General features: G+C 53.4%; 26 protein-coding genes, 1 pseudogene and 2 other annotated features. Of the genes and pseudogenes, 24 read left to right on the forward strand and 3 right to left on the reverse strand.

What is annotated here, in order from left to right; translation table 11 throughout:
- Positions 1-30 precede the first annotated feature (30 nt).
- The 18 genes and pseudogenes from mutM to NST29_RS04640 all read left to right on the forward strand — a co-directional run bounded on the left by mutM (position 31) and on the right by NST29_RS04640 (position 14,872).
- On the forward strand, positions 31-855 hold the full coding sequence (gene mutM, locus NST29_RS04555) for a DNA-formamidopyrimidine glycosylase (RefSeq protein ID WP_033019468.1): 825 nt from the start codon (positions 31-33) through the stop codon (positions 853-855).
- Positions 856-881: 26 nt separating this feature from the next.
- Positions 882-1,487 (forward strand): dephospho-CoA kinase, encoded by a 606-nt coding sequence (gene coaE / locus NST29_RS04560; RefSeq protein WP_033019465.1) that lies wholly within the window; start codon positions 882-884, stop codon positions 1,485-1,487.
- A 116-nt stretch (positions 1,488-1,603) separates the two neighbouring features.
- Positions 1,604-2,632, forward strand: coding sequence for a glyceraldehyde-3-phosphate dehydrogenase (locus tag NST29_RS04565; RefSeq protein WP_033019462.1), 1,029 nt, complete (start codon positions 1,604-1,606; stop codon positions 2,630-2,632).
- A gap of 314 nt (positions 2,633-2,946) precedes the next feature.
- A complete protein-coding gene (speD, locus tag NST29_RS04570; protein WP_033019460.1) occupies positions 2,947-3,321 on the forward strand; it encodes an adenosylmethionine decarboxylase in 375 nt (124 codons plus the stop codon).
- 123 nt (positions 3,322-3,444) lie between these two features.
- Positions 3,445-3,843, forward strand: a complete 399-nt coding sequence (locus NST29_RS04575) for a hypothetical protein (protein WP_033019456.1) — start codon at positions 3,445-3,447, stop codon at positions 3,841-3,843.
- 67 nt (positions 3,844-3,910) lie between these two features.
- Complete coding sequence (nrdR, locus tag NST29_RS04580) at positions 3,911-4,372, forward strand: transcriptional regulator NrdR (RefSeq protein WP_033019455.1); 462 nt, start codon at positions 3,911-3,913, stop codon at positions 4,370-4,372.
- A gap of 105 nt (positions 4,373-4,477) precedes the next feature.
- The gene (locus NST29_RS04585; protein WP_033019530.1) at positions 4,478-5,860 is read left to right on the forward strand and encodes a DnaD domain protein; all 1,383 of its coding nucleotides are present in this window, start codon (positions 4,478-4,480) and stop codon (positions 5,858-5,860) included.
- An 11-nt stretch (positions 5,861-5,871) separates the two neighbouring features.
- Positions 5,872-6,813, forward strand: coding sequence for a primosomal protein DnaI (gene dnaI, locus NST29_RS04590; RefSeq protein WP_033019454.1), 942 nt, complete (start codon positions 5,872-5,874; stop codon positions 6,811-6,813).
- A 323-nt stretch (positions 6,814-7,136) separates the two neighbouring features.
- Complete coding sequence (gene ytxC / locus NST29_RS04595; RefSeq protein ID WP_033019452.1) at positions 7,137-8,012, forward strand: putative sporulation protein YtxC; 876 nt, start codon at positions 7,137-7,139, stop codon at positions 8,010-8,012.
- Between the two features lie 320 nt (positions 8,013-8,332).
- Positions 8,333-10,282 (forward strand): threonine--tRNA ligase, encoded by a 1,950-nt coding sequence (gene thrS, locus NST29_RS04600; RefSeq protein WP_033019450.1) that lies wholly within the window; start codon positions 8,333-8,335, stop codon positions 10,280-10,282.
- Positions 10,283-10,605: 323 nt separating this feature from the next.
- Positions 10,606-10,737: a sequence feature (ribosomal protein L20 leader region), on the forward strand.
- Positions 10,738-10,790: 53 nt separating this feature from the next.
- Complete coding sequence (gene infC, locus NST29_RS04605) at positions 10,791-11,312, forward strand: translation initiation factor IF-3 (protein WP_074044349.1); 522 nt, start codon at positions 10,791-10,793, stop codon at positions 11,310-11,312.
- A 12-nt stretch (positions 11,313-11,324) separates the two neighbouring features.
- Positions 11,325-11,525, forward strand: a complete 201-nt coding sequence (gene rpmI, locus NST29_RS04610) for a 50S ribosomal protein L35 (RefSeq protein WP_025949458.1) — start codon at positions 11,325-11,327, stop codon at positions 11,523-11,525.
- Between the two features lie 25 nt (positions 11,526-11,550).
- Positions 11,551-11,910, forward strand: a complete 360-nt coding sequence (rplT, locus tag NST29_RS04615; RefSeq protein ID WP_011887944.1) for a 50S ribosomal protein L20 — start codon at positions 11,551-11,553, stop codon at positions 11,908-11,910.
- A 64-nt stretch (positions 11,911-11,974) separates the two neighbouring features.
- A pseudogene (locus NST29_RS04620) lies at positions 11,975-12,227 on the forward strand (DUF1294 domain-containing protein).
- 15 nt (positions 12,228-12,242) lie between these two features.
- Positions 12,243-12,728, forward strand: a complete 486-nt coding sequence (locus tag NST29_RS04625; protein WP_033019449.1) for a dUTP diphosphatase — start codon at positions 12,243-12,245, stop codon at positions 12,726-12,728.
- 88 nt (positions 12,729-12,816) lie between these two features.
- Complete coding sequence (locus tag NST29_RS04630) at positions 12,817-13,902, forward strand: M42 family metallopeptidase (RefSeq protein WP_033019448.1); 1,086 nt, start codon at positions 12,817-12,819, stop codon at positions 13,900-13,902.
- Positions 13,903-14,228: 326 nt separating this feature from the next.
- Positions 14,229-14,576 (forward strand): hypothetical protein, encoded by a 348-nt coding sequence (locus NST29_RS04635; RefSeq protein ID WP_033019446.1) that lies wholly within the window; start codon positions 14,229-14,231, stop codon positions 14,574-14,576.
- Positions 14,577-14,587: 11 nt separating this feature from the next.
- Positions 14,588-14,872, forward strand: coding sequence for a hypothetical protein (locus NST29_RS04640; protein ID WP_033019443.1), 285 nt, complete (start codon positions 14,588-14,590; stop codon positions 14,870-14,872).
- Positions 14,873-15,318: 446 nt separating this feature from the next.
- Here the strand turns inward: NST29_RS04640 and NST29_RS04645 are convergent, their stop codons facing one another.
- Together NST29_RS04645 and sspI are read right to left on the reverse strand one after the other, a co-directional pair.
- Positions 15,319-15,846: a hypothetical protein gene (locus NST29_RS04645; protein ID WP_339232763.1), complete on the reverse strand. Its 528-nt coding sequence runs from the start codon at positions 15,844-15,846 to the stop codon at positions 15,319-15,321.
- A gap of 161 nt (positions 15,847-16,007) precedes the next feature.
- Positions 16,008-16,217 carry a small acid-soluble spore protein SspI gene (gene sspI, locus NST29_RS04650; RefSeq protein ID WP_033019442.1) on the reverse strand — a complete coding sequence of 70 codons (210 nt, stop codon included), beginning with the start codon at positions 16,215-16,217 and terminating at the stop codon, positions 16,008-16,010.
- A 140-nt stretch (positions 16,218-16,357) separates the two neighbouring features.
- Here sspI and NST29_RS04655 point away from each other — a divergent pair, with 140 nt between their 5' ends.
- The 6 genes from NST29_RS04655 to pheT all read left to right on the forward strand — a co-directional run bounded on the left by NST29_RS04655 (position 16,358) and on the right by pheT (position 22,706).
- Positions 16,358-17,101: an HI0074 family nucleotidyltransferase substrate-binding subunit gene (locus NST29_RS04655; protein WP_033844284.1), complete on the forward strand. Its 744-nt coding sequence runs from the start codon at positions 16,358-16,360 to the stop codon at positions 17,099-17,101.
- 130 nt (positions 17,102-17,231) lie between these two features.
- Positions 17,232-17,756 (forward strand): peptide-methionine (S)-S-oxide reductase MsrA, encoded by a 525-nt coding sequence (gene msrA, locus NST29_RS04660; protein WP_033019525.1) that lies wholly within the window; start codon positions 17,232-17,234, stop codon positions 17,754-17,756.
- Positions 17,753-18,508 carry an RNA methyltransferase gene (locus tag NST29_RS04665; RefSeq protein WP_033019438.1) on the forward strand — a complete coding sequence of 252 codons (756 nt, stop codon included), beginning with the start codon at positions 17,753-17,755 and terminating at the stop codon, positions 18,506-18,508. Before msrA ends, NST29_RS04665 begins: the two co-directional genes overlap by 4 nt.
- A 41-nt stretch (positions 18,509-18,549) precedes the next feature.
- Entirely contained in the window at positions 18,550-18,900 is a 351-nt protein-coding gene (locus NST29_RS04670; RefSeq protein ID WP_339232766.1) for a hypothetical protein, read from the forward strand.
- Between the two features lie 54 nt (positions 18,901-18,954).
- Positions 18,955-19,196: a binding site (T-box leader), on the forward strand.
- A 39-nt stretch (positions 19,197-19,235) separates the two neighbouring features.
- The gene (pheS, locus tag NST29_RS04675) at positions 19,236-20,270 is read left to right on the forward strand and encodes a phenylalanine--tRNA ligase subunit alpha (protein WP_033019434.1); all 1,035 of its coding nucleotides are present in this window, start codon (positions 19,236-19,238) and stop codon (positions 20,268-20,270) included.
- 21 nt (positions 20,271-20,291) lie between these two features.
- Positions 20,292-22,706: a phenylalanine--tRNA ligase subunit beta gene (gene pheT, locus NST29_RS04680; protein ID WP_033019424.1), complete on the forward strand. Its 2,415-nt coding sequence runs from the start codon at positions 20,292-20,294 to the stop codon at positions 22,704-22,706.
- A 236-nt stretch (positions 22,707-22,942) separates the two neighbouring features.
- On the opposite strand, the gene NST29_RS04685 is transcribed toward pheT, so the two are convergent.
- Complete coding sequence (locus tag NST29_RS04685) at positions 22,943-23,866, reverse strand: helix-turn-helix transcriptional regulator (RefSeq protein ID WP_339232767.1); 924 nt, start codon at positions 23,864-23,866, stop codon at positions 22,943-22,945.
- Positions 23,867-23,933: the final 67 nt, after the last annotated feature.

Raw genomic sequence — 23,933 nt, forward strand, 5'->3', positions numbered from 1 at the left:
ATCGACAACAGAGGAAAGGAGGGATTTCCTATGCCTGAACTGCCTGAAGTGGAAACGATCCGGCGCACGCTCTTGCCGCTCGTTTCCGGCAAAACGATCGCGGCGGTGCGCGTGTTTTGGCCGAAGATCATTCGCCATCCGCACGACCCGCAAGCGTTTGCCGACCGGCTGGCTGGCCAGACGGTGCGCGGCATTGAGCGGCGCGGAAAGTTTTTGAAGTTTTTGCTTGATGAGGATGTGCTCATCTCCCATTTGCGCATGGAAGGCCGCTATACGGTCGCTAGCGCCCACGATCCGCTCGCGCCGCACACGCATGTCGTATTTTCCTTCACCGATGGCAGCGAACTCCGTTACCGCGATGTGCGTAAGTTCGGCACGATGCACGTTTACCGCAAAGAAGAAGCCGACCGCCGTCCTCCGCTTGACCAGTTGGGGCCGGAGCCGCTCTCACCGGCATTTTCCCCGGCGGTGTTGGCCCAACAAGCCGCGAAAACGAAGCGGACGGTCAAGGCGCTGCTGCTCGATCAAACGGTTGTGGCCGGATTTGGCAACATTTATGTCGATGAAGCGCTGTTTCGGGCCGGCATTCTTCCGGACCGCCCGGCCGCTTCCTTGACGGACGAAGACATTCGCCGGCTCCATGAGCACATGGTCGCGACCATCGGTGAGGCGGTGATGAGAGGAGGAAGCACGGTGCGCACGTATGTCAACACGCAAGGGAAAGAAGGGACTTTCCAACATCATCTGTCCGTCTATGGGCGCAAAGGGGAGCCGTGCAAACAATGCGGAACGTTGATTGAAAAAACGGTCGTCGCTGGCCGCGGGACGCACTATTGCCCGCGCTGCCAGCGGTAGGCGACCGATGGGAAAGGAGACAAGCGATGGTACTCACGATCGGGCTGACTGGGGGAATCGCCAGCGGCAAAAGCACGGTCAGCGCCATGATGCGCCAACTCGGGCTTCCGGTCATTGACGCGGACGAAGCGGCGCGTGCGGTCGTACGGCCGGAAGAAGACGCCTATCGGCAAATCGTTGCCGCCTTCGGTCCGGGCATTTTGCAAAAAAATGGGGACATTGATCGCGCGAAACTGGGGGCGATCGTCTTCAGCGATGAAGCCGAGCGGACGAAACTCAACGCCATCGTTCATCCCGCCGTGCGCCGCCGTATGCTGGCGGAAAAGGAGGAGCTCGTTCGCGCCGGGGCGAAAACGATCGTGCTTGATATTCCGCTGCTATTTGAAAGCGGATTGACCGATTGGGTAGATAAAGTGCTGGTCGTTTTCGTTGATGAAGAGACGCAGCTTCGCCGGCTGATGGCGCGAAACGGATTTACGAAAGAGGAAGCGCTCGCCCGCATTCGCGCCCAATGGCCGCTGGCGGAAAAAGTAAAGCGAGCCGATGCGGTTCTGGACAATAACGGAACGATCGAGGAGACGCGCCGGCAGCTGCTGGCCGTTTTGGAAACATGGGGCGCCTTGGAAAAATAGGCGTCTTTTTTATTGCTTTTTTGTTATTTTGTTCTCCACGATCTTGAAAAATATGATATACTATTTATAGGAATTTAAACAAATAGTATAACATATATGAGAGGGGAACAAAGCGAATGAAGGCGAAAGTGGCGATTAACGGATTCGGGCGAATCGGACGGATGGTGTTCCGCCGCGCCATCGGCTGTTCAGACCTTGATATCGTGGCGGTGAACGCCAGCTACCCGCCGGAAACGTTAGCCCATTTAGTGAAATACGATTCCAACCATGGCCAATTCCAAGGTGAGGTAGTCGCTTTGGAAGACGGGCTGTTGGTCAATGGCAAAAAAGTAAAGCTGTTGAACTCGCGCGACCCGAAATGGTTGCCATGGAACGAGATGGATATTGATATCGTCATTGAGGCGACCGGCAAATTCAATGATCGTGAAAAAGCTAGCCTTCACCTAGAAGCGGGGGCGAAGCGCGTCATTTTAACAGCGCCTGGGAAAAACGAAGATGTGACAATCGTTGTCGGTGTCAATGAACACGTGCTCGATATTGACCGCCATTTCATCATTTCTAACGCATCGTGCACGACCAACTGCTTGGCGCCGGTCGTCAAAGTGCTTGATGAAGCCTTTGGCATTGAAAACGGGCTGATGACAACCGTTCACGCGTATACGAACGACCAAAAAAACATCGACAATCCGCACAAAGACTTGCGCCGCGCTCGTTCGTGCGCGCAATCGATCATCCCGACGACAACCGGAGCGGCAAAAGCGCTTGGACTGGTGCTGCCGCATTTAAAAGGGAAGCTCCATGGCATGGCGCTCCGCGTTCCGACGCCGAACGTTTCCCTCGTTGACTTAGTGGTCGATGTGAAGCGCGAGGTGACCGCCGATGAGGTGAACGAAGCGTTCATCCGCGCCGCTCGTGGGCCGCTGAAAGGAATTTTGGACTTTACGATGGAGCCGCTTGTCTCGATTGATTTCAATACGAATCCTCATTCGGCGATCATCGATGGCTTATCGACGATGGTGATGGAAGGACGGAAAGTGAAAGTGCTCGCTTGGTATGACAATGAGTGGGGCTATTCCTGCCGCGTTGTCGATCTTGCTCAACTTGTCGCGGCAAAAATGAAGGAGAGTCTCCAAGTCAACGCGTGACACCGTCTTCGCTCGCTGCCAAGAAGGGCGGAAAGCGCCCGTCTGTTTTGCGGCGCGGTATTGACCAGGGCGCCGAACAGGCGCGGGCGCTTTTTCTTTTCGGCAGGCAAAAAAAATAAAAAAGTCTGTTGCAAAACCCCCCTAAACAAAGTATACTATGTCTCGTGAACTTCTTAACGGCAAAGGTAATGTGACTACTTAAAGGGTTAGGACCTCTTAGGACTAACTTTCCCCCGTGGTAGTTATACATGCCATTTTGCAGCTGTTCTTCTATTTTTTTCTTTGAGAAAATTGGTTAAAAGGGGGATTTTTGCATGGACACGATGGGTCGTCACGTTATCTCGGAACTTTGGGGATGCGACTTTGACAAACTGAATGATATGGACTTTATCGAGAAAACGTTCGTTGACGCCGCGTTGAAATCGGGAGCGGAAATTCGCGAAGTAGCGTTCCACAAATTCGCTCCACAAGGGGTAAGTGGAGTCGTCATTATCTCGGAATCGCATTTGACGATTCATACGTTTCCCGAACACGGCTATGCGAGCATTGATGTGTATACATGCGGCCATCTCGATCCGACGATTGCCGCCGACTATATCGCTGAAAAGCTCGGTGCGCAAACGCGGGAGACGATCGAACTTCCGCGCGGCATGCGCCCGATTGAAGTGAAAAAAGCGCAAGCGCTGTAACGGACAGCACGAACGGCAGAAAAGGAGCGTACACAGAACGCTCCTTTTTCTATTTTTCACCGTGCTGCGGCAGCGAAAAACATGGTATGATGAAAGCAAATTAAGGACTAGGGAGCGTGGCAGATAAGCATGTGGAACAAATGGAAATACGCCTTGACGAACCATTGCGAAACGAGGGAGAATCATGAAGACGTCGAGCTAAGAAGCCATTATTACAAAGCGGCGAACCGCGCTGTCATGGCCGCCGTCAAAGAGCTGCTCGCCTCGCTGCCCGGGGCTGAACTTCTTTCCGTTTCCGAAGAGCGCGGCGAAATTTGTGCGCAAACGAAGCGCGGAAAAAAGCTGTTTATCGTCGCGACAGTCATCTCGGTGCGCCCGTTTGAAACGGCGGTCGACTTTTCCGTGACAACAGACACGCGCCTATTGCCGTTTGACTTTGGCCGCAGCCGATCGGTGATTCTTGAGCTATACCGGAAGCTCGATGCGCGCTTGCCGTATATCGGATCGGGATTGAACGGCTAACTATGGCTTGTCTGCTTGCCGCCATTCCGGTATGATAGATAATAAGAAAAGCAACGGAGTGAATGTTATGCGATGTCCGTCATGCCATCATCAAGGTACGCGCGTGCTCGACTCGCGCCCGGCCGAGGAAGGGCGTTCGATCCGGCGCCGGCGCGAATGCGAACAGTGTCATTACCGGTTTACAACGTTTGAACGAATTGAAGAGCCGCCGCTAATTGTCGTCAAAAAAGGCGGAACGCGCGAAGAGTTCAGCCGCGAGAAAATTTTGCGCGGCTTGATCAAAGCGTGCGAAAAGCGGCCGGTGGCGCTCGAGGAGCTGGAAAAGGTGACGCAGGAAATCGAGCGCGAGCTGCGCCAACAAGGAGTGTCGGAAGTCAAAAGCGAAACAATCGGGGAAATGGTGATGGAGCGGCTGTCGCGCATCGATGAGGTCGCCTATGTCCGCTTCGCTTCCGTCTATCGGCAGTTCAAGGATATTAACGTGTTTATCGAAGAACTGAAAGAGCTGATCAAAAAAGAACAGCGGTAAAAAGGGCTTTGGCGTTGGACGGCAAGCCCTTTTTTCAACGCCTTTTCCCTGCCGAAAGGGGGAGGACGGGTTGAAACGAATCACGCAAGATGGAAGGTTGAGATGATGCGGCATCATTGGAAAGAACTGATTGCAGTTGACCGGTATGTCGTGCAAAGCCGCGGAGCGCTGCACGAGCTGGACCGCCAAGTGTTGACGCTGTTGTACCAGCCGCTCATCGGCCATCGCGCGCTAGCTTTGTATATGACGCTTTGGGGGGACTGGGAGCTGCTTGGCGGGCAGGAGGCGACCCATCGCCGCCTCATGGAGCTTATGCAATGCAGCCTTCCGGACATCTACGGCGAACGGTTGAAGCTGGAGGGAATCGGGTTGCTGAATACGTATGTCCGCACTTTCGGTGACGATGAGCCGAAGCTGTTTCTTTACGAGCTGCGCCCGCCGATGACACCGGAACAGTTTTTTCGCGATGAGATGTTGAGCACCTTTTTGCAGCGTCAAGTTGGCCGCCATTTGTTCGCCCAGTTGAGCGACTTTTTCGCCCGGCCGATGGCGGATGTCGCTCGGTTCACCCCGGTAACGCGCTCATTTTCCGACGTGTTTGCCGCCGTTCCTGCCGAGCGGATGGTGTCTCGTTTCAGCGAAGAACAGCGGCCACTGAATGAAGGAAAGGCGCATGTCGGGCGCGAGGAGGCATCGTACGCCCTCGATGACGAGGTGTTTGATTTTGAGTTGTTTTTCGCCGGGTTGTCGAAACAGCTCGTACCGCGCCGCGCGATGACAGCAAAAGTGAAAGAGGCGATTAAAAAGCTGGCGTTTTTGTATGGCATTCCGCCGCTTGAGATGCAAAAGCTTGTTCTTGGCGTCATTGATCCGTCGTATCATATTGACATCGACGCCTTGCGGCAGGCGGCGCGCGAATGGTATGAGCTGGAGCATGGCGGCGTTTCCCCGCGCCTGGTGGAACGGGTGCAGCCGCTTGCTTATCGAACGATGGAAAACGCCAACCCGCGCACGAAAGAAGAACAGCTGATGAAACAGCTCGAAACGATTTCCCCGCGCCAGCTGCTGAAAGAAATCGCCGGCGGCGCCGAGCCGTCGCTGGCCGATTTGCAGCTGATCGAAGACATTATGTTCCAACAGCAGCTGCTTCCCGGCGTCGTCAATGTGCTCATTTATTATGTCATGTTGCGGACGAATATGAAATTGTCAAAAAAATACGTAGAAAAGATCGCCAGCCATTGGGCGCGCAAAAAGGTGAAGACGGTGAAAGAAGCGATGGAGCTGGCGAAAGAGGAAGCGAAAACGTATCAAAGCTGGGCGAATGAAAAAGAAAAAGGGACGAAAACGGTGCGGAAAGTGGTGCGCACCGAAATGGTTCCGGACTGGCTGAAGATGGATTACAGCGAGCCGGAAGACGATGATTTCGATGTCGAACAGGCGCGCAAGGAGATTGAGGAGCGGCTGAAAAAATATCGGGACGGATCGTAGGTGGAAAGGCGATGGAACGAGTCAATCAATTATTGCAGCGGCTGCTTGGCAATCAACGCTTTAAGCAGCGCTACGAACAAATGAAGCGCTATATTTTGTCGCATCCGGACGTGCAGCCGTTTTTGCAGGCGCACGAACCGCAGCTGTCTGCGGAAGCGGTCGACCGCAGCCTCATGAAGCTGTACGAGTTTATCGAGCAGAACGGGCATTGCCGCCAATGCCCGGGGTTGGAGCGATGTCCAAACATGTTGCCAGGGTATCAGCCGAATTTGGTGATCAGCAGCGGCCGAATAGAGATTGAGTATGACCGCTGCCCGAAAAAGGTGCAGCATGATGAACGGAAGCGCCAAGAGTCGCTTATCCAAAGCATGTTTATGCCGCGTGAAATTTTGCGCGCGTCGCTCTCCGATGTCGACCTCAGCGATGACGGCCGGATCAAAGCGATTGGATTTGCCGAGCGGTTTGTGGCCGAATACGAGCCGGGAAAAAAAATGAAAGGTCTGTATTTACATGGGTCGTTCGGCGTCGGCAAAACGTACTTGCTTGCGGCGATCGCCAATGAGCTTGCCAAACGAAACATCGCGTCGCTCATCGTCTATGTGCCGGAGCTGTTTCGCGAGATGAAGCATTCGCTGCAAGACCAGACGATGAACGAAAAGCTCGATTACGTGAAAAAAGTGCCGATTTTGATGCTCGATGACCTTGGCGCTGAGGCGATGTCGAGCTGGGTGCGCGATGACGTGCTCGGGCCGATTTTGCAATACCGGATGTTTGAAAACTTGCCGACCTTTTTTACGTCGAATTTTAATTTGCAGCAGCTGGCCCATCATTTGACTTATTCCCAGCGCGGTGAAGAGGAAAAGGTGAAGGCGGCGCGCATCATGGAACGAATTCGCTACTTGGCGTACCCGATTGAACTGACCGGACCAAACCGTCGCGAGCAAAACGGCTAACGCACGCACCGCATTCTCGCGCCCCTTGCCCGCTCTTTGCCATCGGCTCCTGAAAACAGGACGCCGATGTTTTGTCTGGCCGCGCCTAGAAGGCTGGTGAAAAACCACTGTCAACTCCCGATCGGCGGCATTTTCATTCAGAAGAGAAAGCGGATTCTGCAAGGTTTTTCTAATTGAGAAATGAGTGGAATCCGTCGTTTTTGCACTAAATCACCCGCCCCCTAGGCGAAACGCCGCTACGCTTTGCGTTTTTTTAGTCTAAACGTCCGGTTGTCCCCATATATATAAACCAAGCATTCCTTTAGGCTGAGGGGGGACAGCGGGTGATCGAAATCCATTTTGACGAGGCAAGCGAGGCGGAAAAACTGTTTTGGCTGCTGAACGAACGAAAACCGGCCGATGCTCCGCTGTTTCATGCCGCGTATGACGGAAAGAAAACGGTGGCGGTTTACATACAAGGCGAGGAAGCGCGTGCGCTGGACACGCAAATCATCCCCGCGATGACGGCGTTTGTGCGCGAACATATGGAAGATCGGTTCATGCTAGCGATGATTTCCGATTGGTTTTATTTTCGCGACCCGGAAGAACAGCAGCAAATTTTGGCGCTCGCCCATTCGTTTTTGGACGGCGAGCGGCGCGATTACCGAAGAGGGCCGGCGTTTGCCGCTTCGCGAACGGCGCTTTTGGTTGAAGCGTTCCGCGCCTTTTTGCGCGACGAGCTGTCGTTTTCGTTTTCCTCGTTTGCGATGTTTCGGTTGAAACCGTATATGGAGCGGTTGCAGCATTATGTCGAACTGGCGATCGATGAATATAAGCTTGAACAAGAATACCAAACCTTTGTGCAGACGTTGCGCGATTGCGTCGCTGCAAGGAAACCGGCATGGCCGCGGCTGTATTTGCTGCATGATCCGCCTCGCTTTTTGTTCTATGACAGCGAGCGGCGGGAGCTGTCCGCGGAAGAAGTGAGGCAAATGATCGACCGCCATCTTGTCGTCAGCCAGCCGATGTACATCGATTCATCGGTGCTGGCGCCGCTCGTTTCGCTCGCCCCGTCGAAAATTGAACTGTACACGGATGACCCCGATGACGGCATGGTGCAGACGATCCAAAACGTGTTTGAAGAGCGGCTTCGTCTCCACAGCCGCGCCGACTTTTCCCGGTTGTTTGCCGCCAATGCCGGGCATGGGGGAGAATGTTGATTTTCTCGACCGTTTTCGCTATAATGTCGTCATAGATAAGAGGAAAACAAAGCGATGACGAGGACATGGGCGCATTTTTACGGTTTCCAGAGAGGGAAGGCAGCGGCTGGAACCTTCCTAACACGAAAAGTGCGCTTACCCCCTCAGAGCTGCGGCAGCGAACGCTACGCCCAGTAGTTGCCGCCGGCGGACGGCCGTTATCGGTGTTGAGCCATGGCGTTGGTTTGCCATGGGAAGAAGGGTGGAACCACGACGAAAACTCGTCCCTTTTTGAGGGAGGAGTTTTTTTATTTTGATACCAATGCAAAGGAGTGAACTTCATGCCAGACGTCATTCGCATTACGTTCCCCGACGGAGCGCAAAAGGAGTTTCCAAGCGGAACGTCAACCGAAGACATCGCCGCCTCGATCAGCCCGGGGCTGAAGAAAAAAGCGATCGCCGGAAAATGGAACGGCCGATTCGTCGATTTGCGCACGCCGCTTCACGAAGACGGCGAGCTCGTCATTATTACCCAAGACATGCCGGAGGCGCTTGACATTTTGCGCCATAGCACCGCCCATTTAATGGCGCAGGCCATCAAGCGGCTGTACGACAACGTTAAGCTCGGCGTCGGCCCGGTCATTGAAAACGGCTTTTACTACGATATCGATATGGAGCATAAGTTGACGCCAGATGACCTTCCAAAAATCGAAGCCGAAATGCGCAACATTGTCAAAGAAAATCTCGACATCGTCCGCAAAGAAGTGAGCCGCGATGAGGCCATTCGCCTGTATGAGGAAATCGGCGACGACTTGAAGCTCGAGTTGATCCGCGACATTCCGGAAGGCGAGACGATTTCCATTTACGAGCAAGGCGAGTTTTTCGACCTTTGCCGCGGGGTGCACGTGCCGTCGACCGGCAAAATCAAAGAGTTTAAGCTGCTTAGCATCTCGGGCGCCTATTGGCGCGGCGACAGCAGCAACAAAATGCTGCAGCGCATCTATGGCACGGCCTTTTTCAAAAAAGAAGAGTTGGATCATTATTTGCACTTGCTTGAAGAGGCGAAAGAGCGCGACCATCGCAAACTCGGCAAAGAGCTCGAGCTGTTTACGACATCGCAAAAAGTCGGACAAGGGCTGCCGCTTTGGCTGCCGAAAGGGGCGACGATCCGCCGCATCATTGAACGGTACATCGTCGATAAAGAAGTGGCGCTCGGGTACGACCATGTCTACACGCCGGTGCTTGGCAGCGTCGAGCTGTACAAAACATCAGGCCATTGGGACCATTACAAAGAAAACATGTTCCCGCCGATGGAAATGGATAACGAACAGCTTGTGCTGCGGCCGATGAACTGCCCGCATCACATGATGATTTACAAAAGCAAGCTGCACAGCTATCGCGAGCTGCCGATCCGCATCGCTGAGCTCGGCACGATGCACCGCTACGAAATGTCCGGAGCGCTCACCGGGCTGCAGCGCGTCCGCGGCATGACGCTCAATGACGCCCACATTTTCGTGCGCCCGGATCAAATCAAAGACGAGTTTAAGCGCGTCGTCAACTTGATTTTGGAAGTATACAAAGACTTTGGGCTCGACGAATATTCGCTCCGTTTGTCATACCGCGATCCGCATGACAAGGAAAAATATTACGACGACGATGAAATGTGGGAAAAGGCGCAGCGCATGTTGCGCGAGGCGATGGACGAGCTTGGGCTCGACTACTATGAGGCCGAGGGGGAAGCGGCGTTTTACGGGCCGAAGCTCGATGTGCAAGTGCGCACGGCGCTCGGCAAAGACGAAACGCTCTCAACGGTACAGCTTGACTTCCTCTTGCCGGAGCGCTTTGATTTGACGTACATCGGCGAAGACGGCAAGCCGCATCGCCCGGTCGTCATTCACCGCGGCGTCGTTTCGACGATGGAGCGGTTTGTCGCCTTCTTGATCGAAGAATACAAAGGCGCGTTCCCGACGTGGCTCGCCCCGGTGCAGGTGAAAGTGATTCCGGTGTCGCCGGAAGCCCATCTCGATTATGCATATGAAGTAAAACAAGCGCTGCAGGCGAACGGCTTCCGCGTCGAAGTCGACGAGCGCGACGAAAAAATCGGCTATAAAATCCGCGAAGCGCAAATGCAAAAAATCCCATACATGCTCGTCGTCGGCGACAAAGAAGCGGCCGAGCGGGCGGTTAACGTCCGCCGCTACGGCGAAAAAGAAAGCCGGACGGTCGCGCTAGATGAATTTATCGCTAGCCTAGAAGAAGAAGTGCGGCAAAAACGAGCGAAAGAACGATGAGCCAACAATGGCCCGCAGGCGGCCTGCCCGCTTGTCGGGCCGCGTTTGTTTCATAGAAAAGGTCCATGGACAGCGTGATCTGCCCTCCAACCGGGGGATGAACATCCGCGTCAGGCCGGCATTTTCACGGAAAGACGGCCCCGTTGCATCGAAAACAAGGAAGAAAAGGACAGCAAAACGTTTTTATAAAAAATTATCATTTTTCTCTTGTCAACAAAAAGATGTTCGGTTATAATGAAGGACGTTGTGTTTATCAAGAACCGCTCCTTGACATGCCATCGCCAAGGTGGTATAGTGTATAAAGTGGAATGATTGCTTGTTTGTAACGAAAGCAGAAGCGCCCGCTTCTCACCTGACCGGCGCCTGGGCGGCTGTTGGCAGGTTGTTACGGTTCGCCAATGGTTTCTTCGAACGTCGTGCGCGGGTGCTTTATGCATCCGCGCTTTTTCGTTAGGAGCGGGATTCTGCCGGCAAACAAGCCAGTCGGAAAAAACCTTGGAGGTGGCTCATTATTAGCAAAGATTTTATCATCAACGAACAAATTCGTGCCCGGGAAGTGCGCTTGATCGACCAAAACGGCGAACAGCTCGGCATCAAGTCGAAGCAGGAAGCGCTTGAGATCGCGGCAAGACGCAACTTGGACTTGGTGCTTGTCGCGCCAAACGCCAAACCGCCCGTTTGCCGGATCATGGATTACGGCAAATTCCGCTTCGAGCAGCAAAAGAAAGAAAAAGAAGCGCGCAAAAAGCAAAAAGTCATCAATGTGAAAGAAGTGCGCCTCAGCCCGACGATCGAGGAGCACGATTTCAACACAAAGCTGCGCAACGCGCGCAAGTTTCTCGAAAAAGGCGATAAGGTGAAGGCGACGATCCGCTTCAAAGGGCGGGCCATCACCCATAAAGAAATCGGGCAGCGCGTCCTTGACCGCTTCTCCGAAGCGTGCGCCGACATTGCGGTCGTCGAAACGGCGCCGAAAATGGACGGGCGCAACATGTTTTTAGTGCTGGCACCGAAAAACGACAACAAGTAAGGAGGAACTACGATGCCAAAAATGAAAACTCACCGCGGCTCGGCGAAACGGTTCAAAAAAACGGCGAGCGGCAAATTAAAACGCGGTCATGCGTATACGAGCCACTTGTTTGCCAATAAAACGAAAAAACAAAAACGCCAGCTGCGCAAAGCGACGCTCGTCTCGCCTGGCGACTTCAAGCGCATCCGCCAAATGCTCGACAACTTGAAATAATGACCGACTATAGGAGGGAACGATTATGCCACGCGTAAAAGGTGGACCAGTGACGCGCAGACGTCGCAAAAAAGTATTAAAGCTTGCCAAAGGATATTTCGGCGCGAAACACGCGTTATATCGAGTCGCGAACCAGCAAGTGATGAAATCGCTCATGTATGCGTATCGCGACCGCCGTCAACGGAAGCGCGACTTCCGCAAATTGTGGATCGCCCGCATCAACGCGGCCGCCCGCCAAAACGGCTTGTCTTACAGCCGTCTCATGCACGGCTTGAAACTGGCTGGCGTTGAAGTCAACCGGAAAATGCTCGCCGACTTGGCAGTCAATGACCAAGCGGCGTTTGCCCAGCTCGCTGACTTGGCGAAGGCAAATTTGAATAAGTAACAACGATGGCCATCCTCGACTAGGATGGCCGTTTTTATTGAAAATGGAGTAAAGGAGGGACCATATGATACAATATGCCATAGCCGTCAATCTTCTCGCTTTTTTTTGCCATGGGGCTTGACAAATATAAGGCGAGACGCCATCGGTTCCGCATCGCTGAGCAGACGCTTTGGCTGCTGGCGTGGGTGGGCGGCGCTTTCGGAGCCATGATGGGCATGTATACGTTTCGCCACAAAACGCGCCATCGCCGATTTCGATACGGCTTGCCGCTGTTGGCGGCGGCAGAATTGATAGTGTATTGGCAGTGGATCGAATAGAAAGGGGAGGAGAGAATGAACTGGACCTTGCTTTACGACATGCAGCGGACGTTGGATGAACGGATTGAAGCGGAGCACGGTCTCGTGCAGGAAAACTTGTTCAGCCGAAAGATGCTCGCCTTTCTCGTTGAACTCGGCGAGCTGGCGAACGAGACGCGCTGTTTTAAGTTTTGGAGCGTGAAGCCGCCAGCGCCGATGGAGCGGGTGCTCGAGGAGTATGTGGATGGTTTGCATTTTCTATTATCGCTCGGACTGGAATGCGGATTTTTCTATGAAAAGAGAGAGATCCCGGCGGCTGAGCGGCTGCCTGTCGAACAGTTTCTCACCGTGTTTCGCCACGCTGATCGGTTTGGGGAGACGAAAGCGCCGGAAGATTATGATGTGCTGTTCACGGAATATTGGCGTCTCGGCGTGACGCTCGGTTTTTCGTCCGAGGCGGTGGCCGCCGCGTATCGCCGGAAAAACGAAGTGAATCACCAACGGCAAAATGAACGATATTAATTGATTTTTTCGAAGGGCGAATGATTGAACATTGCCAACCGTTAGAAGTATAATAAAAAAGTGGACAAAACCGGAAAGGGGTGCCAAGATGGCGAAATTGGACGAAACGTTGACGATGTTGAAAGCGCTGACCGATGCCAAAGGCGTGCCCGGCAACGAACGGGAAGCGCGCGAGGTGATGAAAACGTACATAGCTCCTTATGCCGATGACGTGACCACCGATGGGCTCGGCAGCTTGATCGCTAAAAAAGAAGGGAAATCCGGCGGACCGAAAGTGATGATCGCCGGCCATTTGGACGAAGTCGGCTTCATGGTGACGCAAATCGATGACAAAGGGTTCATCCGCTTTCAGACGCTCGGCGGCTGGTGGAGCCAAGTGATGCTCGCCCAACGCGTGACGATTGTGACGAAAAAAGGCGACATCACCGGCGTCATCGGTTCGAAGCCGCCGCACATTTTGCCGCCGGAAGCGCGCAAAAAACCGGTCGACATCAAAGACATGTTCATCGACATCGGCGCGACGAGCCGCGAGGAAGCCATGGAATGGGGCGTCCGCCCGGGCGATATGATCGTGCCGTATTTTGAATTCACGGTATTGAACAATGAAAAAATGCTGCTGGCCAAAGCGTGGGATAACCGGATCGGCTGTGCGGTCGCCATCGATGTGCTCAAACAGCTGAAGGGCGTCGACCATCCGAACACGGTATACGGCGTTGGCACGGTGCAGGAAGAAGTCGGCTTGCGCGGCGCGCGCACGGCGGCCCAATTCATTCAGCCGGACATCGCCTTTGCGGTTGACGTCGGCGTGGCTGGCGACACGCCGGGGGTGTCGGAAAAAGAAGCGATGGGCAAACTCGGCGCCGGTCCGCACATCGTCTTGTACGATGCGACGATGGTGTCGCACCGCGGGTTGCGCGAATTTGTCATCGAGGTGGCCGAAGAGCTCGACATTCCGTATCATTTTGACGCCATGCCGGGCGGCGGCACGGACGCGGGGGCGATCCACTTAACCGGCAGCGGTGTTCCGTCGCTGACGATCGCCATCCCGACGCGCTACATCCATTCACACGCCGCCATTTTGCACCGCGACGACTACGAAAACACGGTCAAGCTGCTTGTCGAAGTGATCAAACGGCTTGATGCCGACAAAGTGAAGCAACTGACGTTTGACTAATGGAAACACCGGCCGCTTGGGCCGGTGTTTTTTGATATTGCGGCGGGGCAGACGGGAGGGCGCTGATGGACGCAGCCGGCCCCAGAAGGCCGGTGAATAAATAGGGTATAGTTCCCTCATGTCGGAAAAACATCATCAATCCCCCGCTTTTTTACCTTGTTCCATCGTAACATATTGACAAAAAACATAAATTTCTATTATGAATATTATGACGATTGAACTTGTTTGTTGTGAAATTATATTTACCCTTTTTACGCGAGATTGAGGTGAAATTCAAGGAGAATTTTTGTTGTATCAAGTCGACTGGGTGGAAAGGATGGTTAGACATGTCTACATGGAGCAGAATCGAATCAGGAATTAAACAAGGATTAAAGGATGTAGCGGCTTTGTATGGAATTAATTGGAGTGGTGCTGCTAATACTGCTAGTAAGGTAGGTCCGGCTACAGTAGGTGCCCGTAATGGTTGGAGAGAAACAGAAGAAGAGGTGAAAACTAAGATATCCAAGGCTGAAACGCGATTAGCAGCTGGGAGAATTGAAAAGGCAGCAACGCAAATGATGATCAAAGGTGCAGCTAAAGGGGCTATCAAAGCGATAGGGATATGGGGATTCATACCTGATATCGTTATCTTTGCCAATGGTTTTAGAAAAGGGTACTCAGTTGCAGGCAACTAGGGGGATTTATAATGGAGGCTTACGAAATAAACGGAATTTTCCTCGTGATCTTAATCTATTGGCAACTATTTTATGCTGTTAAGAAAAAGGATACTAGCCGTATTATTTATGTAGTTGCTCCTATATTACTAATGTTTATCTTTATTTACACAACTCTTTTTGAATTTATTCATCCTTATCTACGTATTGGGATTGTTGTTATTGTATACATGTTGCTTATTTTAGTTGGTTTTAGAAATACAAAGAGGAAAATGAAAGATGAGATCGAAATAAAATTTGGAAAAAATGATACGTAACTTGTCCTGCTAGTCGAACCCTAGCACTCGACTAGCATGATGAGGACTAATAGATTTTTGCGAACAATGCCTCGCGCTGTTCGCGTTTATTATTTTTGGGTAATTTTCTAATAAATTCTTGTGCATATGTTGTCATATATCAGTGAAAGCACAATAGGAGATGATGTATAACATTTTTTGTCAAGCATTTGGCGATGATGTATAAAATTTTGTGTAAAGCATTTTGCTAGCCCAAAAGAAAAAGGTAGGGGATTCTCTGATTGGACCAAAAATCGTAGAGAAAGAAGAACCTTGCCTATGTCTCTTTCCACGCAGAAGACTGAACGTTCAGTCCCCTGTGTGGAGGAAACTCGTTCCCTCCCTATTCATTCCAAATCCATTTCCGAGAACCCCTACTCCATTACATCACACAAAAGGGTTGACGGTATCCATTACTGCTGCCAAGATCAAACTTTCATGCTCACCGCTTTGGATGTATAGCGATGCGAGACCGAAGCATCGCCGTAGAACCAAATGGCCACAAGCGGCGGAAACGTGATGGTCAGCAGCAAAGCAACGAGCAGAACGGTAAAGGAGAGCGGGCTTAGCTTTTTGCCTAGTTCCCCTTTATGCTTTTTCTCAAATTGCTTGATGTCCTCATTTTTGGAAAGGGAAGCGGAATCCAGCAGCTTTTGGCTATCAGCGTCGTAATAGAAAATTTGTTTGGTATCAAAAACGAACAGGTTGTCTCGGATCTCGCTCCCTTGAGCGAGCACGACTTTCACGGTTTTTGTCGTTTTCGTGTCGTTTTCGGTTACTTCCGTTGATGTGGTCATGCTGTCGAGGATTTGGACAGAACCATTTTTGTAGTAAGTCAGCGTGTCTTTAAACTGCTTGTTTACCGCTTCCGTCAGAGCGGATGAACCGGCACCGGATACGCGAAGCGGAACGAAAAGCAAAAGCATGAAAAGAACAATGGTTGTCCACCTTTTCAAAATAATCTCCCCTTTCTGTATTCTTTTGTCTATTTTATCATAACTTCTTGTCGTCATTCCAGTTATTTATTTAGTTGGTAAATAGGGGGAGGAAACGATTTCTGTCATCATTCATGAGGAACTTGATGTGTGAGACGTTCCGACACGAAAAAAGCAGGCGGTTATTGTTTCACCGCCTGCTCGAGTGTCGTGAGCATCATGTCTTTTTGCTGCTCGGTGGCATGCGTCCAAATGGCTTCAAACAGGACACCAAGGCCGGGCAAATATTTTTCCTCACCGCGTTGGATTGCGTCTTCAATCGTGTTTTCAAGCTGGTCTTTCGAATTGTTGGCGACATTGTGCATAATGGCTTTCCGCAAGTTCAAATCCATCTGTCTCACCTCGTTATTCGTATAGTACATCGTTATCGTTTGCCACTGGCGGCGGATTTATGCATCGGCGGTCGAAGTCGTTGCGCTTGCCAGACTATGGTATAATGAAGGCAACGATCTTGGAAACGAGGGAAGAGACGATGGCGGCTCAAACGAGATACGGATTCGAGCGAGCGGTGTTTCGCCAGCTGATTCATCTGTTTCAGCGCTACGCCGATGCCGTTGAAGAAGTGATTTTGTTTGGTTCAAGGGCGAGAGGCGATGATAAGAAAACGTCGGATATTGATATAGCCATCAAATTTAGAAAATCAAACGAGTTGTTGCACCGCTTGCAATCAGATTTGGATGAATTGCCCATCATTTATCGAATCGATCTGATTGATTATGATGAGATCGGCAACGAGCGGTTAAAAACAGCGATTGACAAGGAAGGGAAGACGATTTTCCAAACGAATGAGCGGGGAAAGGTGATGGTTACAATGAGCCGGCTGATGGATCGATATTACGATTTCGAACGGGCGCTCGCCAAACTCCGGCAAAGCGCCGCAAGAGACGCGCAAACGGATGACCTTGTTGTCGATGCGACCATTCAACGGTTTGAATTCACGTACGAACTGGCGTGGAAATGGATGAAACTTTATTTGGAGTACCAAGGATACTCCGAAGTGACGAGCCCAAGAAAAACGATTCGCGAGGCGTTTCGGGAAGGGTTGATTGAAGACGGAGAGACATGGCTTCGCATGCTGGAAGACCGCAACCGGACGTCCCATACGTATGATGAAGAAACGGCGATGGACATTTATGAACGCATTCGCACCGACTATATCCCGCTGTTTGACCGCTTGCTTGCCGAAATGAAACAACGGCTTGACTCGGAGACATGAGCGGCTGGCGTGCGGAACGGAACGCGTCTAGTTTGGTGAAGGAACTTGGCTTTGGGCGTGAAAGATGACAATTGTACACCGTTTGCTATAATCAGAAAGAAGAAACTTGACGCATGAGGTGACGACACAAATGGAAAAAGCGACATTCGCCGGCGGCTGCTTTTGGTGCATGGTGACGCCGTTTGAAGAACTCGACGGCATTTACGGCATCGTCTCCGGCTATACGGGCGGGCATGTCGAAAACCCGACGTATGAGCAAGTGAAAACGGGGACGACCGGCCATTACGAGGCGGTGCAAATCACGTTTGACCCGGACGTGTTCCCATATGAGCGGCTTTTGGAGCTGTATTGGTGCCAAATCGATCCGACCGATGACGGCGGCCAGTTTCACGACCGCGGCCCGCAATACCGGACGGCGATTTTTTACCATAACGAAAGACAGCGCCAGCTCGCTGAGCAGTCGAAGCGGGCGTTGGAAGAAAGCGGGCGGTTCTCGAAGCCGATCGTGACGAAAATTTTGCCGGCCACGACGTTTTATCCGGCGGAAGAGTACCATCAAAACTACCATAAGAAAAATCCGGACCATTACAAGCAAGACCGGGCCGCTTCCGGCCGCGACGAATTTATCGCCAAACATTGGGGGGCGAAGCGGTGAAGCGGATCGAATCGCCAAAAAACGCGCGCGTGAAGCAATGGAAAAAGTTGCTGACGAAAAAAGGGCGCGACGAAACCGGGTGGTTTTTGCTCGAAGGATTCCATCTCATCGAAGAGGCGCTAAAAAGCCAAGCGCCGCTTGTTGAGCTGATTGTGGACGAGCGGGCCGCCATTCCGCCGGGATGGAACGTCAGCGATGTGCCGGTGGTGATCGTAACGGAAGCGGTGATGAAGGCGATCAGCAGCACGGAAACACCGCAAGGGATCATGGCTGTCTGCCGGCAAGCCGCGGCCGAGCTTGGCGATGTGAACACGGCGCTGCTCATTGACGCCGTGCAAGACCCCGGCAATCTCGGCACGATGATTCGCACGGCTGATGCGGCCGGCATTGATGCGGTCATTTTAGGGGAAGGATGCGCCGATTTGTACAACCCGAAAGTCGTCCGTGCGACGCAAGGATCGCTGTTTCACCTTCCGGTTGTCAAAGGCGATCTGGCGCAGTGGATCGCGCGTTTCCAAAAGCAAGGCATTTCGGTATACGGCACCGCCTTGGAGAACGCCGCCGATTACCGCACCGTTCGTCCGTCGTCTTCGTTCGCCTTGCTTGTCGGCAACGAAGGAAGCGGCGTCCGGCGCGAGCTGCTCGAGATGACGACAGAAAACGTCTGCATCCCGCTTTACGGCCAGGCGGAGTCGCTCAACGTCGCGGTGGCGGCCGGAATTTTGCTTTATTCTTTGCGGGCGGTGCGGTAAAATAAAATTTGAAAATCAATCGGAAAAGGGAGCGGAGGCGTATGGATGACGAACTTCGGGCGCTGTTGAACGCGGTGCTTGAGCGCCTTGACGTTCAAGGGGCCTACATCGAACAAATGCGCATCGATATCGTCAAGCTGCAAGGAAGCGTGAAGCAACTTGAAGACAAAGTCGATCGCCTGCAACGTGATGTGGACGCCATGAAAAAAGACATGGACGCCATGAAAAAAGACATGGATGCCATGAAAAAAGACATGGTAGGGGTTAAAAAAGATGTTGCCGCGCTCAAGGAAGGGCAAGTGCGGCAGGAAAAAATTATGGAGCGCCTTGCGATCCGCTCGATTGAACAGGAAGCGGAAATCGATGAGCTGCGCAAAGAAATCTCGGCCTGACCTTGCCTTTGCCTGCCCATTTGCGTATAATGAATAGCGACATTTCCCATACCGATAACAACGATGACGGAGAAAAGTAGCTTGCTGCTCGCCATCCAGGGAGAAAACGCCATAGACTGGGAGCGTTTTTATGGCCGACGCAAGTGAAGTTCACCTCCCGAGTTGACACCGGGACCATCCCAACGCGGGATGTAAAGGTGGTCCGGCTTTTGGCCGTTATGGCAAGGAAGCGAACAGCGCGTCTTCATTGGTGCTGTTAACAAGGGTGGTACCGCGAGCAACAACTCGTCCCTTACTGGGGCGGGTTTTTTTATTTGAAACGAGGAGGGATAGGCGTGAAAGAACGGTTGCATGAACTCGAGCGAGAAGCGCTTGCCAAAATTGACCAAGCTGGCGATTTAAAAGCGCTCAATGAGGTGCGCGTCGCCTACTTAGGCAAAAAAGGGCCGATTACCGAAGTGCTGCGCGGCATGGGGGCGCTGCCGCCGGAGGAACGCCCGAAACTCGGCGCGCTGGCCAACGAAGTGAGAGAGGCGATTCAACAGGCGCTTGAGGCGAAACAAACGAAACTGGAAGAAGAAGAAATCGAACGAAAACTGGCGGCCGAAGCGATCGATGTGACGCTGCCGGGCCGGCCGGTGCGGCTTGGCAATGCGCATCCGCTGACGCGTGTGATCGAGGAAATCGAAGACTTGTTTATCGGCATGGGCTACACGATCGCTGAAGGGCCGGAAGTCGAGACCGACTACTACAACTTTGAAGCCCTCAATTTGCCAAAAGGCCACCCGGCCCGTGACATGCAAGATTCGTTTTACATCACCGAAGAGATTTTGCTTCGCACCCATACATCGCCGATGCAAGCGCGGACGATGGAGAAGCACCGCGGGCGCGGCCCGGTGAAAATCATTTGCCCGGGCAAAGTGTACCGCCGCGACACCGACGATGCGACCCATTCGCACCAGTTTACACAAATTGAAGGTTTGGTGGTGGACCGCCACATCCGGATGAGCGACTTGAAAGGGACGCTGCGCGAATTCGCCCGCAAGCTGTTCGGGGAAGGGCGCGACATCCGCTTCCGGCCGAGCTTTTTCCCGTTTACGGAGCCGTCGGTCGAAGTCGATGTGTCCTGCTTCCGCTGCGAAGGGCACGGCTGCAGCGTCTGCAAAGGCACGGGCTGGATCGAAATTTTAGGCGCCGGCATGGTGCATCCGAACGTGCTTGAGATGGCTGGCTTTGATTCGAAAACGTACACCGGCTTTGCGTTCGGCATGGGGCCGGAGCGGATCGCGATGCTGAAGTATGGCATTGATGACATCCGTCATTTTTATCAAAACGATCTACGTTTCTTGCGGCAATTTTTGCGTGTATAGCAGAAAAAGGAGGGGTTCTAAATGCTCGTGTCTTACCGTTGGCTAAGCGAGTATGTCGATTTGACCGGCATCACTGCCAAAGAGCTCGCGGAGCGCATCACCAAAAGCGGCATCGAAGTCGAGCGGGTCGAAGCGCTTGACCGGGGAATGAAAGGAATCGTCATCGGTCACGTGCTCGAATGTGAGCCGCATCCGAACGCCGACAAACTGCGAAAGTGTCTTGTCGATTTTGGCGAAGGAGAGCCGGTGCAAATCATTTGCGGCGCCCCGAACGTCGCCAAAGGGCAAAACGTCGCTGTCGCCAAAGTCGGGGCGGTGCTGCCGGGCCATTTTAAAATCAAACGGGCGAAGCTGCGCGGCGAAGAGTCAAACGGCATGATTTGTTCGCTCCAAGAGCTCGGTATCGAAACGAAAGTCGTGCCGAAAGCATACGCCGACGGCATTTTCGTCTTCCCGAGCGACGCGCCGGTCGGCGCCGATGCGCTGGAATGGCTCGGCTTGCACGATGAAGTGCTCGAACTCTCGTTAACGCCCAACCGCGCTGACTGCTTAAGCATGATCGGCGTCGCCTATGAAGTGGCCGCCATTCTCGGCCGCGCGGTGAAGCTGCCGGAAGCGGTGGTCAAAGAAAACGATGAAATGATCCGTGACTACATTTCCGTCCGCGTCGAGGCGCCGGAAGACAATCCGCTGTACGCCGGGCGGATCGTGAAAAACGTCCGGATCGGCCCGTCGCCGCTTTGGATGCAGGCGCGCTTGATGGCCGCCGGCATTCGCCCGCACAACAACGTCGTCGACATTACGAACTATATTTTGCTTGAGTACGGCCAGCCGCTGCACGCGTTTGACTACGACCGCCTCGGTTCGAAGGAGATTGTCGTCCGCCGTGCGAACGAAGGCGAAACGATCGTGACGCTTGACGATGTCGAACGGAAGCTGACCGACAATCATCTCGTCATCACGAACGGCCGCGAGCCGGTCGCCTTAGCCGGCGTAATGGGCGGGGCCAATTCGGAAGTGCGTGACGACACGAAAACGGTGTTCATTGAGGCGGCGTATTTTGCGAGCCCGGTCATCCGCCAGGCGGTGAAAGACCACGGGCTGCGTAGCGAGGCGAGCACCCGCTTTGAAAAAGGGATCGATCCGGCGCGGACGAAAGAAGCGCTTGAACGCGCCGCGGCGTTGATGGCCGAATACGCCGGCGGTGAGGTCGTCGGCGGCATCGTCGAAGCCAGCACATGGAAAGAAGAGCCGGTGGTCGTGACGGTCACGCTTGAACGGATCAACGGCGTCCTCGGCACGGCGATGTCGAAAGAGGAAGTGGCCGCGATTTTGGCGAACTTGCAATTTCCGTTCACCGAAGACAACGGAACGTTCACCGTTCATGTCCCATCGCGCCGCCGTGACATTGCCATCGAAGAAGATATCATCGAGGAAGTCGCCCGCTTGTACGGCTACGACCATTTGCCGGCGACGTTGCCGGTGGCCGAGGCGAAACCGGGCGGGCTCACGCCGTACCAGGCGAAGCGCCGCCGCGTCCGTCGCTATTTGGAAGGAGCCGGCTTGTTCCAAGCGATCACGTATTCATTGACGAGCCCGGACAAAGCGGCGCGTTTTGCTTTGGAGACGGCCGAACCAATCCGCTTGGCGCTGCCGATGAGCGAGGAGCGGAGCGTTTTGCGGCAAAGCTTGATTCCGCATCTGCTTGAAGCGGTGAGCTACAACCGCGCCCGCCAAGTCGAGAACGTCGCCTTGTACGAAATCGGCTCTGTCTATTTGTCGCGCGGGGAAAACGTTCAGCCAGCGGAAAACGAGCGGCTCGCCGGCGTCATCACCGGCTTATGGCATGCTCACCTTTGGCAAGGGGAGAAAAAAGCGGCCGATTTCTATGTTACAAAAGGCGTGCTTGACGGCTTGTTCGACCTGCTTGGGCTGTCTGATCGCATCAGCTACCGCCCGGCGAAGCGCGCCGATTTGCATCCGGGGCGGACGGCCGAGATCGCGCTTGACGGAACGGTGATCGGCTTTGTCGGCCAGCTCCATCCGGCGGTGCAAAAAGAGTACGATTTGAAAGAAACGTACGTCTTTGAACTCGCCTTGTCCGAGCTGTTGAACGCGGAAAGCGAAGCGATCCGCTACGAGCTGATTCCGCGCTTCCCGTCGGTTGTGCGCGACATCGCTTTAGTTGTCGATGACAACATCGAAGCCGGCGCCCTCAAACAAGCGATCGAAGAAGCCGGGAAGCCGCTGCTGAAAGACGTCGCCCTCTTTGACGTCTACCAAGGTGACCGTCTGCCGGCCGGGAAAAAATCGCTCGCCTTCTCGCTCCGCTACTATGATCCGGAGCGGACGCTCACCGATGAAGAAGTCACGACCGTTCATGAGCGAGTGCTTGCCGCGGTCGAAGAGCAGTTTGGCGCGGTGTTGCGCGGGTGATAGGAAAAACTGGCCCAAAAAGCGAATTTGCTTTTCGGGCCAGTTTTGTTTTGACGTGTATGCCAGCAAACGTCAGGAAAAGAGAGGGGAGGCTCATCACCTAGCGAATCCAACGCCGCTGTTCATGTTGCCGTTCTTCATCGCATCTGGACATTGGGAAGACGAGCTTTGGATAGTCAAAAAACAGCGTATCGGTCAAAAAAGGGCTAAATCGACGACACGGGGCGGCCGTTCGGTCAGCTGCGCTCGGCGATGATGCGCCCGGTTTGCGACACATCGTATCCGCCAAGCGCCTCGAGTTCGGTGCGGAACGAATCGGAGCGAAGCACGTTCAAGACAGCGGCGATGAGCGGCTCGTTCTCGGCGGTCCGCAGCATGACAACATCATATTGCTCATTCACGAGCGGAATAAACTCAACGCCGCCCATCCGTGCCACTTTTTCCGTGCCGATGCCAACATCCGCCAAGCCCGCCGCCACTGCGGAAGCCACGCTTACGTGGCTCGTTTCTTCCCGTTCATACCCGTGGACAGCGGAAGGAGATAGCCCATGCCGGCGCAGCTGTTCATCTAGAAGCACACGCGCCCCCGCTCCTTTTTCTCGGTTGACGATCGTGACATCGTTCCTTCCCAAGTCGCTCCACGTTTGAATGCCGCGCGGATTTCCTCTTTGCACGTAAAATCCAATGAGCCGGCGCATTACGTTCACCATGATGTACGCATGCCCAGTCAGCAGTTTTTCGACATACGGGCGGTTGTACTCGCCTGTTTCCCCGTCAAATAAATGCACGCTGACGATGTCCCCTTGCCCTTTGTACAGCGCGATTAACCCGTTGAGGCTGCTCGTATAGGTGCGAAGCGATCGATAACGGCCGCTTTTGTCGAGATGAGCCCCAAGCAAATCGAGCGCTACATCTTGGCCGCTGATAATGACAGGGCGAAGAGCGGTTTCGGTCGGACGCAAGACGGCAGGGGGAGTGGCGGCTACCTCCCCTTTTTGCCCGGCGATGTACCGCTCGAGATCGTCCGCGGTGACCCGCATTTGCCGCCCGACACGAAAGGCAGGCAATTTCCCTTTTTTTACTAAGTCGTACACCGTTAGTTTGGACACCTTTAGTAAGGAAGCGATTTCTTCAATCGTGTAGGACCGCGGTTCCGTCATTCGACAATCCCCCTTTCTTTTATTGTAGCGTAAAGAGAGGGAAGTGAAAAAAGTTTTCTTTTATAAC

This window comes from Geobacillus sp. FSL W8-0026 (assembly GCF_037966255.1).
In the GTDB taxonomy this organism is placed as follows: Bacteria; Bacillota; Bacilli; order Bacillales; family Anoxybacillaceae; genus Geobacillus; species Geobacillus icigianus.

Coding starts and splice junctions, on each gene's coding strand:
- thrS (WP_033019450.1), top strand. CDS start 8,333: ATGCCAGACGTCATTCGCATTACGTTCCCCGACGGAGCGCAAAAGGAG.
- NST29_RS04585 (WP_033019530.1), top strand. CDS start 4,478: ATGCGGCATCATTGGAAAGAACTGATTGCAGTTGACCGGTATGTCGTG.
- NST29_RS04685 (WP_339232767.1), bottom strand. CDS start 23,866: ATGACGGAACCGCGGTCCTACACGATTGAAGAAATCGCTTCCTTACTA.
- pheT (WP_033019424.1), top strand. CDS start 20,292: ATGCTCGTGTCTTACCGTTGGCTAAGCGAGTATGTCGATTTGACCGGC.
- NST29_RS04640 (WP_033019443.1), top strand. CDS start 14,588: ATGGAGGCTTACGAAATAAACGGAATTTTCCTCGTGATCTTAATCTAT.
- nrdR (WP_033019455.1), top strand. CDS start 3,911: ATGCGATGTCCGTCATGCCATCATCAAGGTACGCGCGTGCTCGACTCG.
- NST29_RS04670 (WP_339232766.1), top strand. CDS start 18,550: ATGGATGACGAACTTCGGGCGCTGTTGAACGCGGTGCTTGAGCGCCTT.
- NST29_RS04655 (WP_033844284.1), top strand. CDS start 16,358: ATGGCGGCTCAAACGAGATACGGATTCGAGCGAGCGGTGTTTCGCCAG.
- mutM (WP_033019468.1), top strand. CDS start 31: ATGCCTGAACTGCCTGAAGTGGAAACGATCCGGCGCACGCTCTTGCCG.
- msrA (WP_033019525.1), top strand. CDS start 17,232: ATGGAAAAAGCGACATTCGCCGGCGGCTGCTTTTGGTGCATGGTGACG.
- dnaI (WP_033019454.1), top strand. CDS start 5,872: ATGGAACGAGTCAATCAATTATTGCAGCGGCTGCTTGGCAATCAACGC.
- rplT (WP_011887944.1), top strand. CDS start 11,551: ATGCCACGCGTAAAAGGTGGACCAGTGACGCGCAGACGTCGCAAAAAA.
- NST29_RS04630 (WP_033019448.1), top strand. CDS start 12,817: ATGGCGAAATTGGACGAAACGTTGACGATGTTGAAAGCGCTGACCGAT.
- speD (WP_033019460.1), top strand. CDS start 2,947: ATGGACACGATGGGTCGTCACGTTATCTCGGAACTTTGGGGATGCGAC.
- rpmI (WP_025949458.1), top strand. CDS start 11,325: ATGCCAAAAATGAAAACTCACCGCGGCTCGGCGAAACGGTTCAAAAAA.
- NST29_RS04635 (WP_033019446.1), top strand. CDS start 14,229: ATGTCTACATGGAGCAGAATCGAATCAGGAATTAAACAAGGATTAAAG.
- coaE (WP_033019465.1), top strand. CDS start 882: ATGGTACTCACGATCGGGCTGACTGGGGGAATCGCCAGCGGCAAAAGC.
- sspI (WP_033019442.1), bottom strand. CDS start 16,217: ATGGATTTGAACTTGCGGAAAGCCATTATGCACAATGTCGCCAACAAT.
- NST29_RS04565 (WP_033019462.1), top strand. CDS start 1,604: ATGAAGGCGAAAGTGGCGATTAACGGATTCGGGCGAATCGGACGGATG.
- NST29_RS04625 (WP_033019449.1), top strand. CDS start 12,243: ATGAACTGGACCTTGCTTTACGACATGCAGCGGACGTTGGATGAACGG.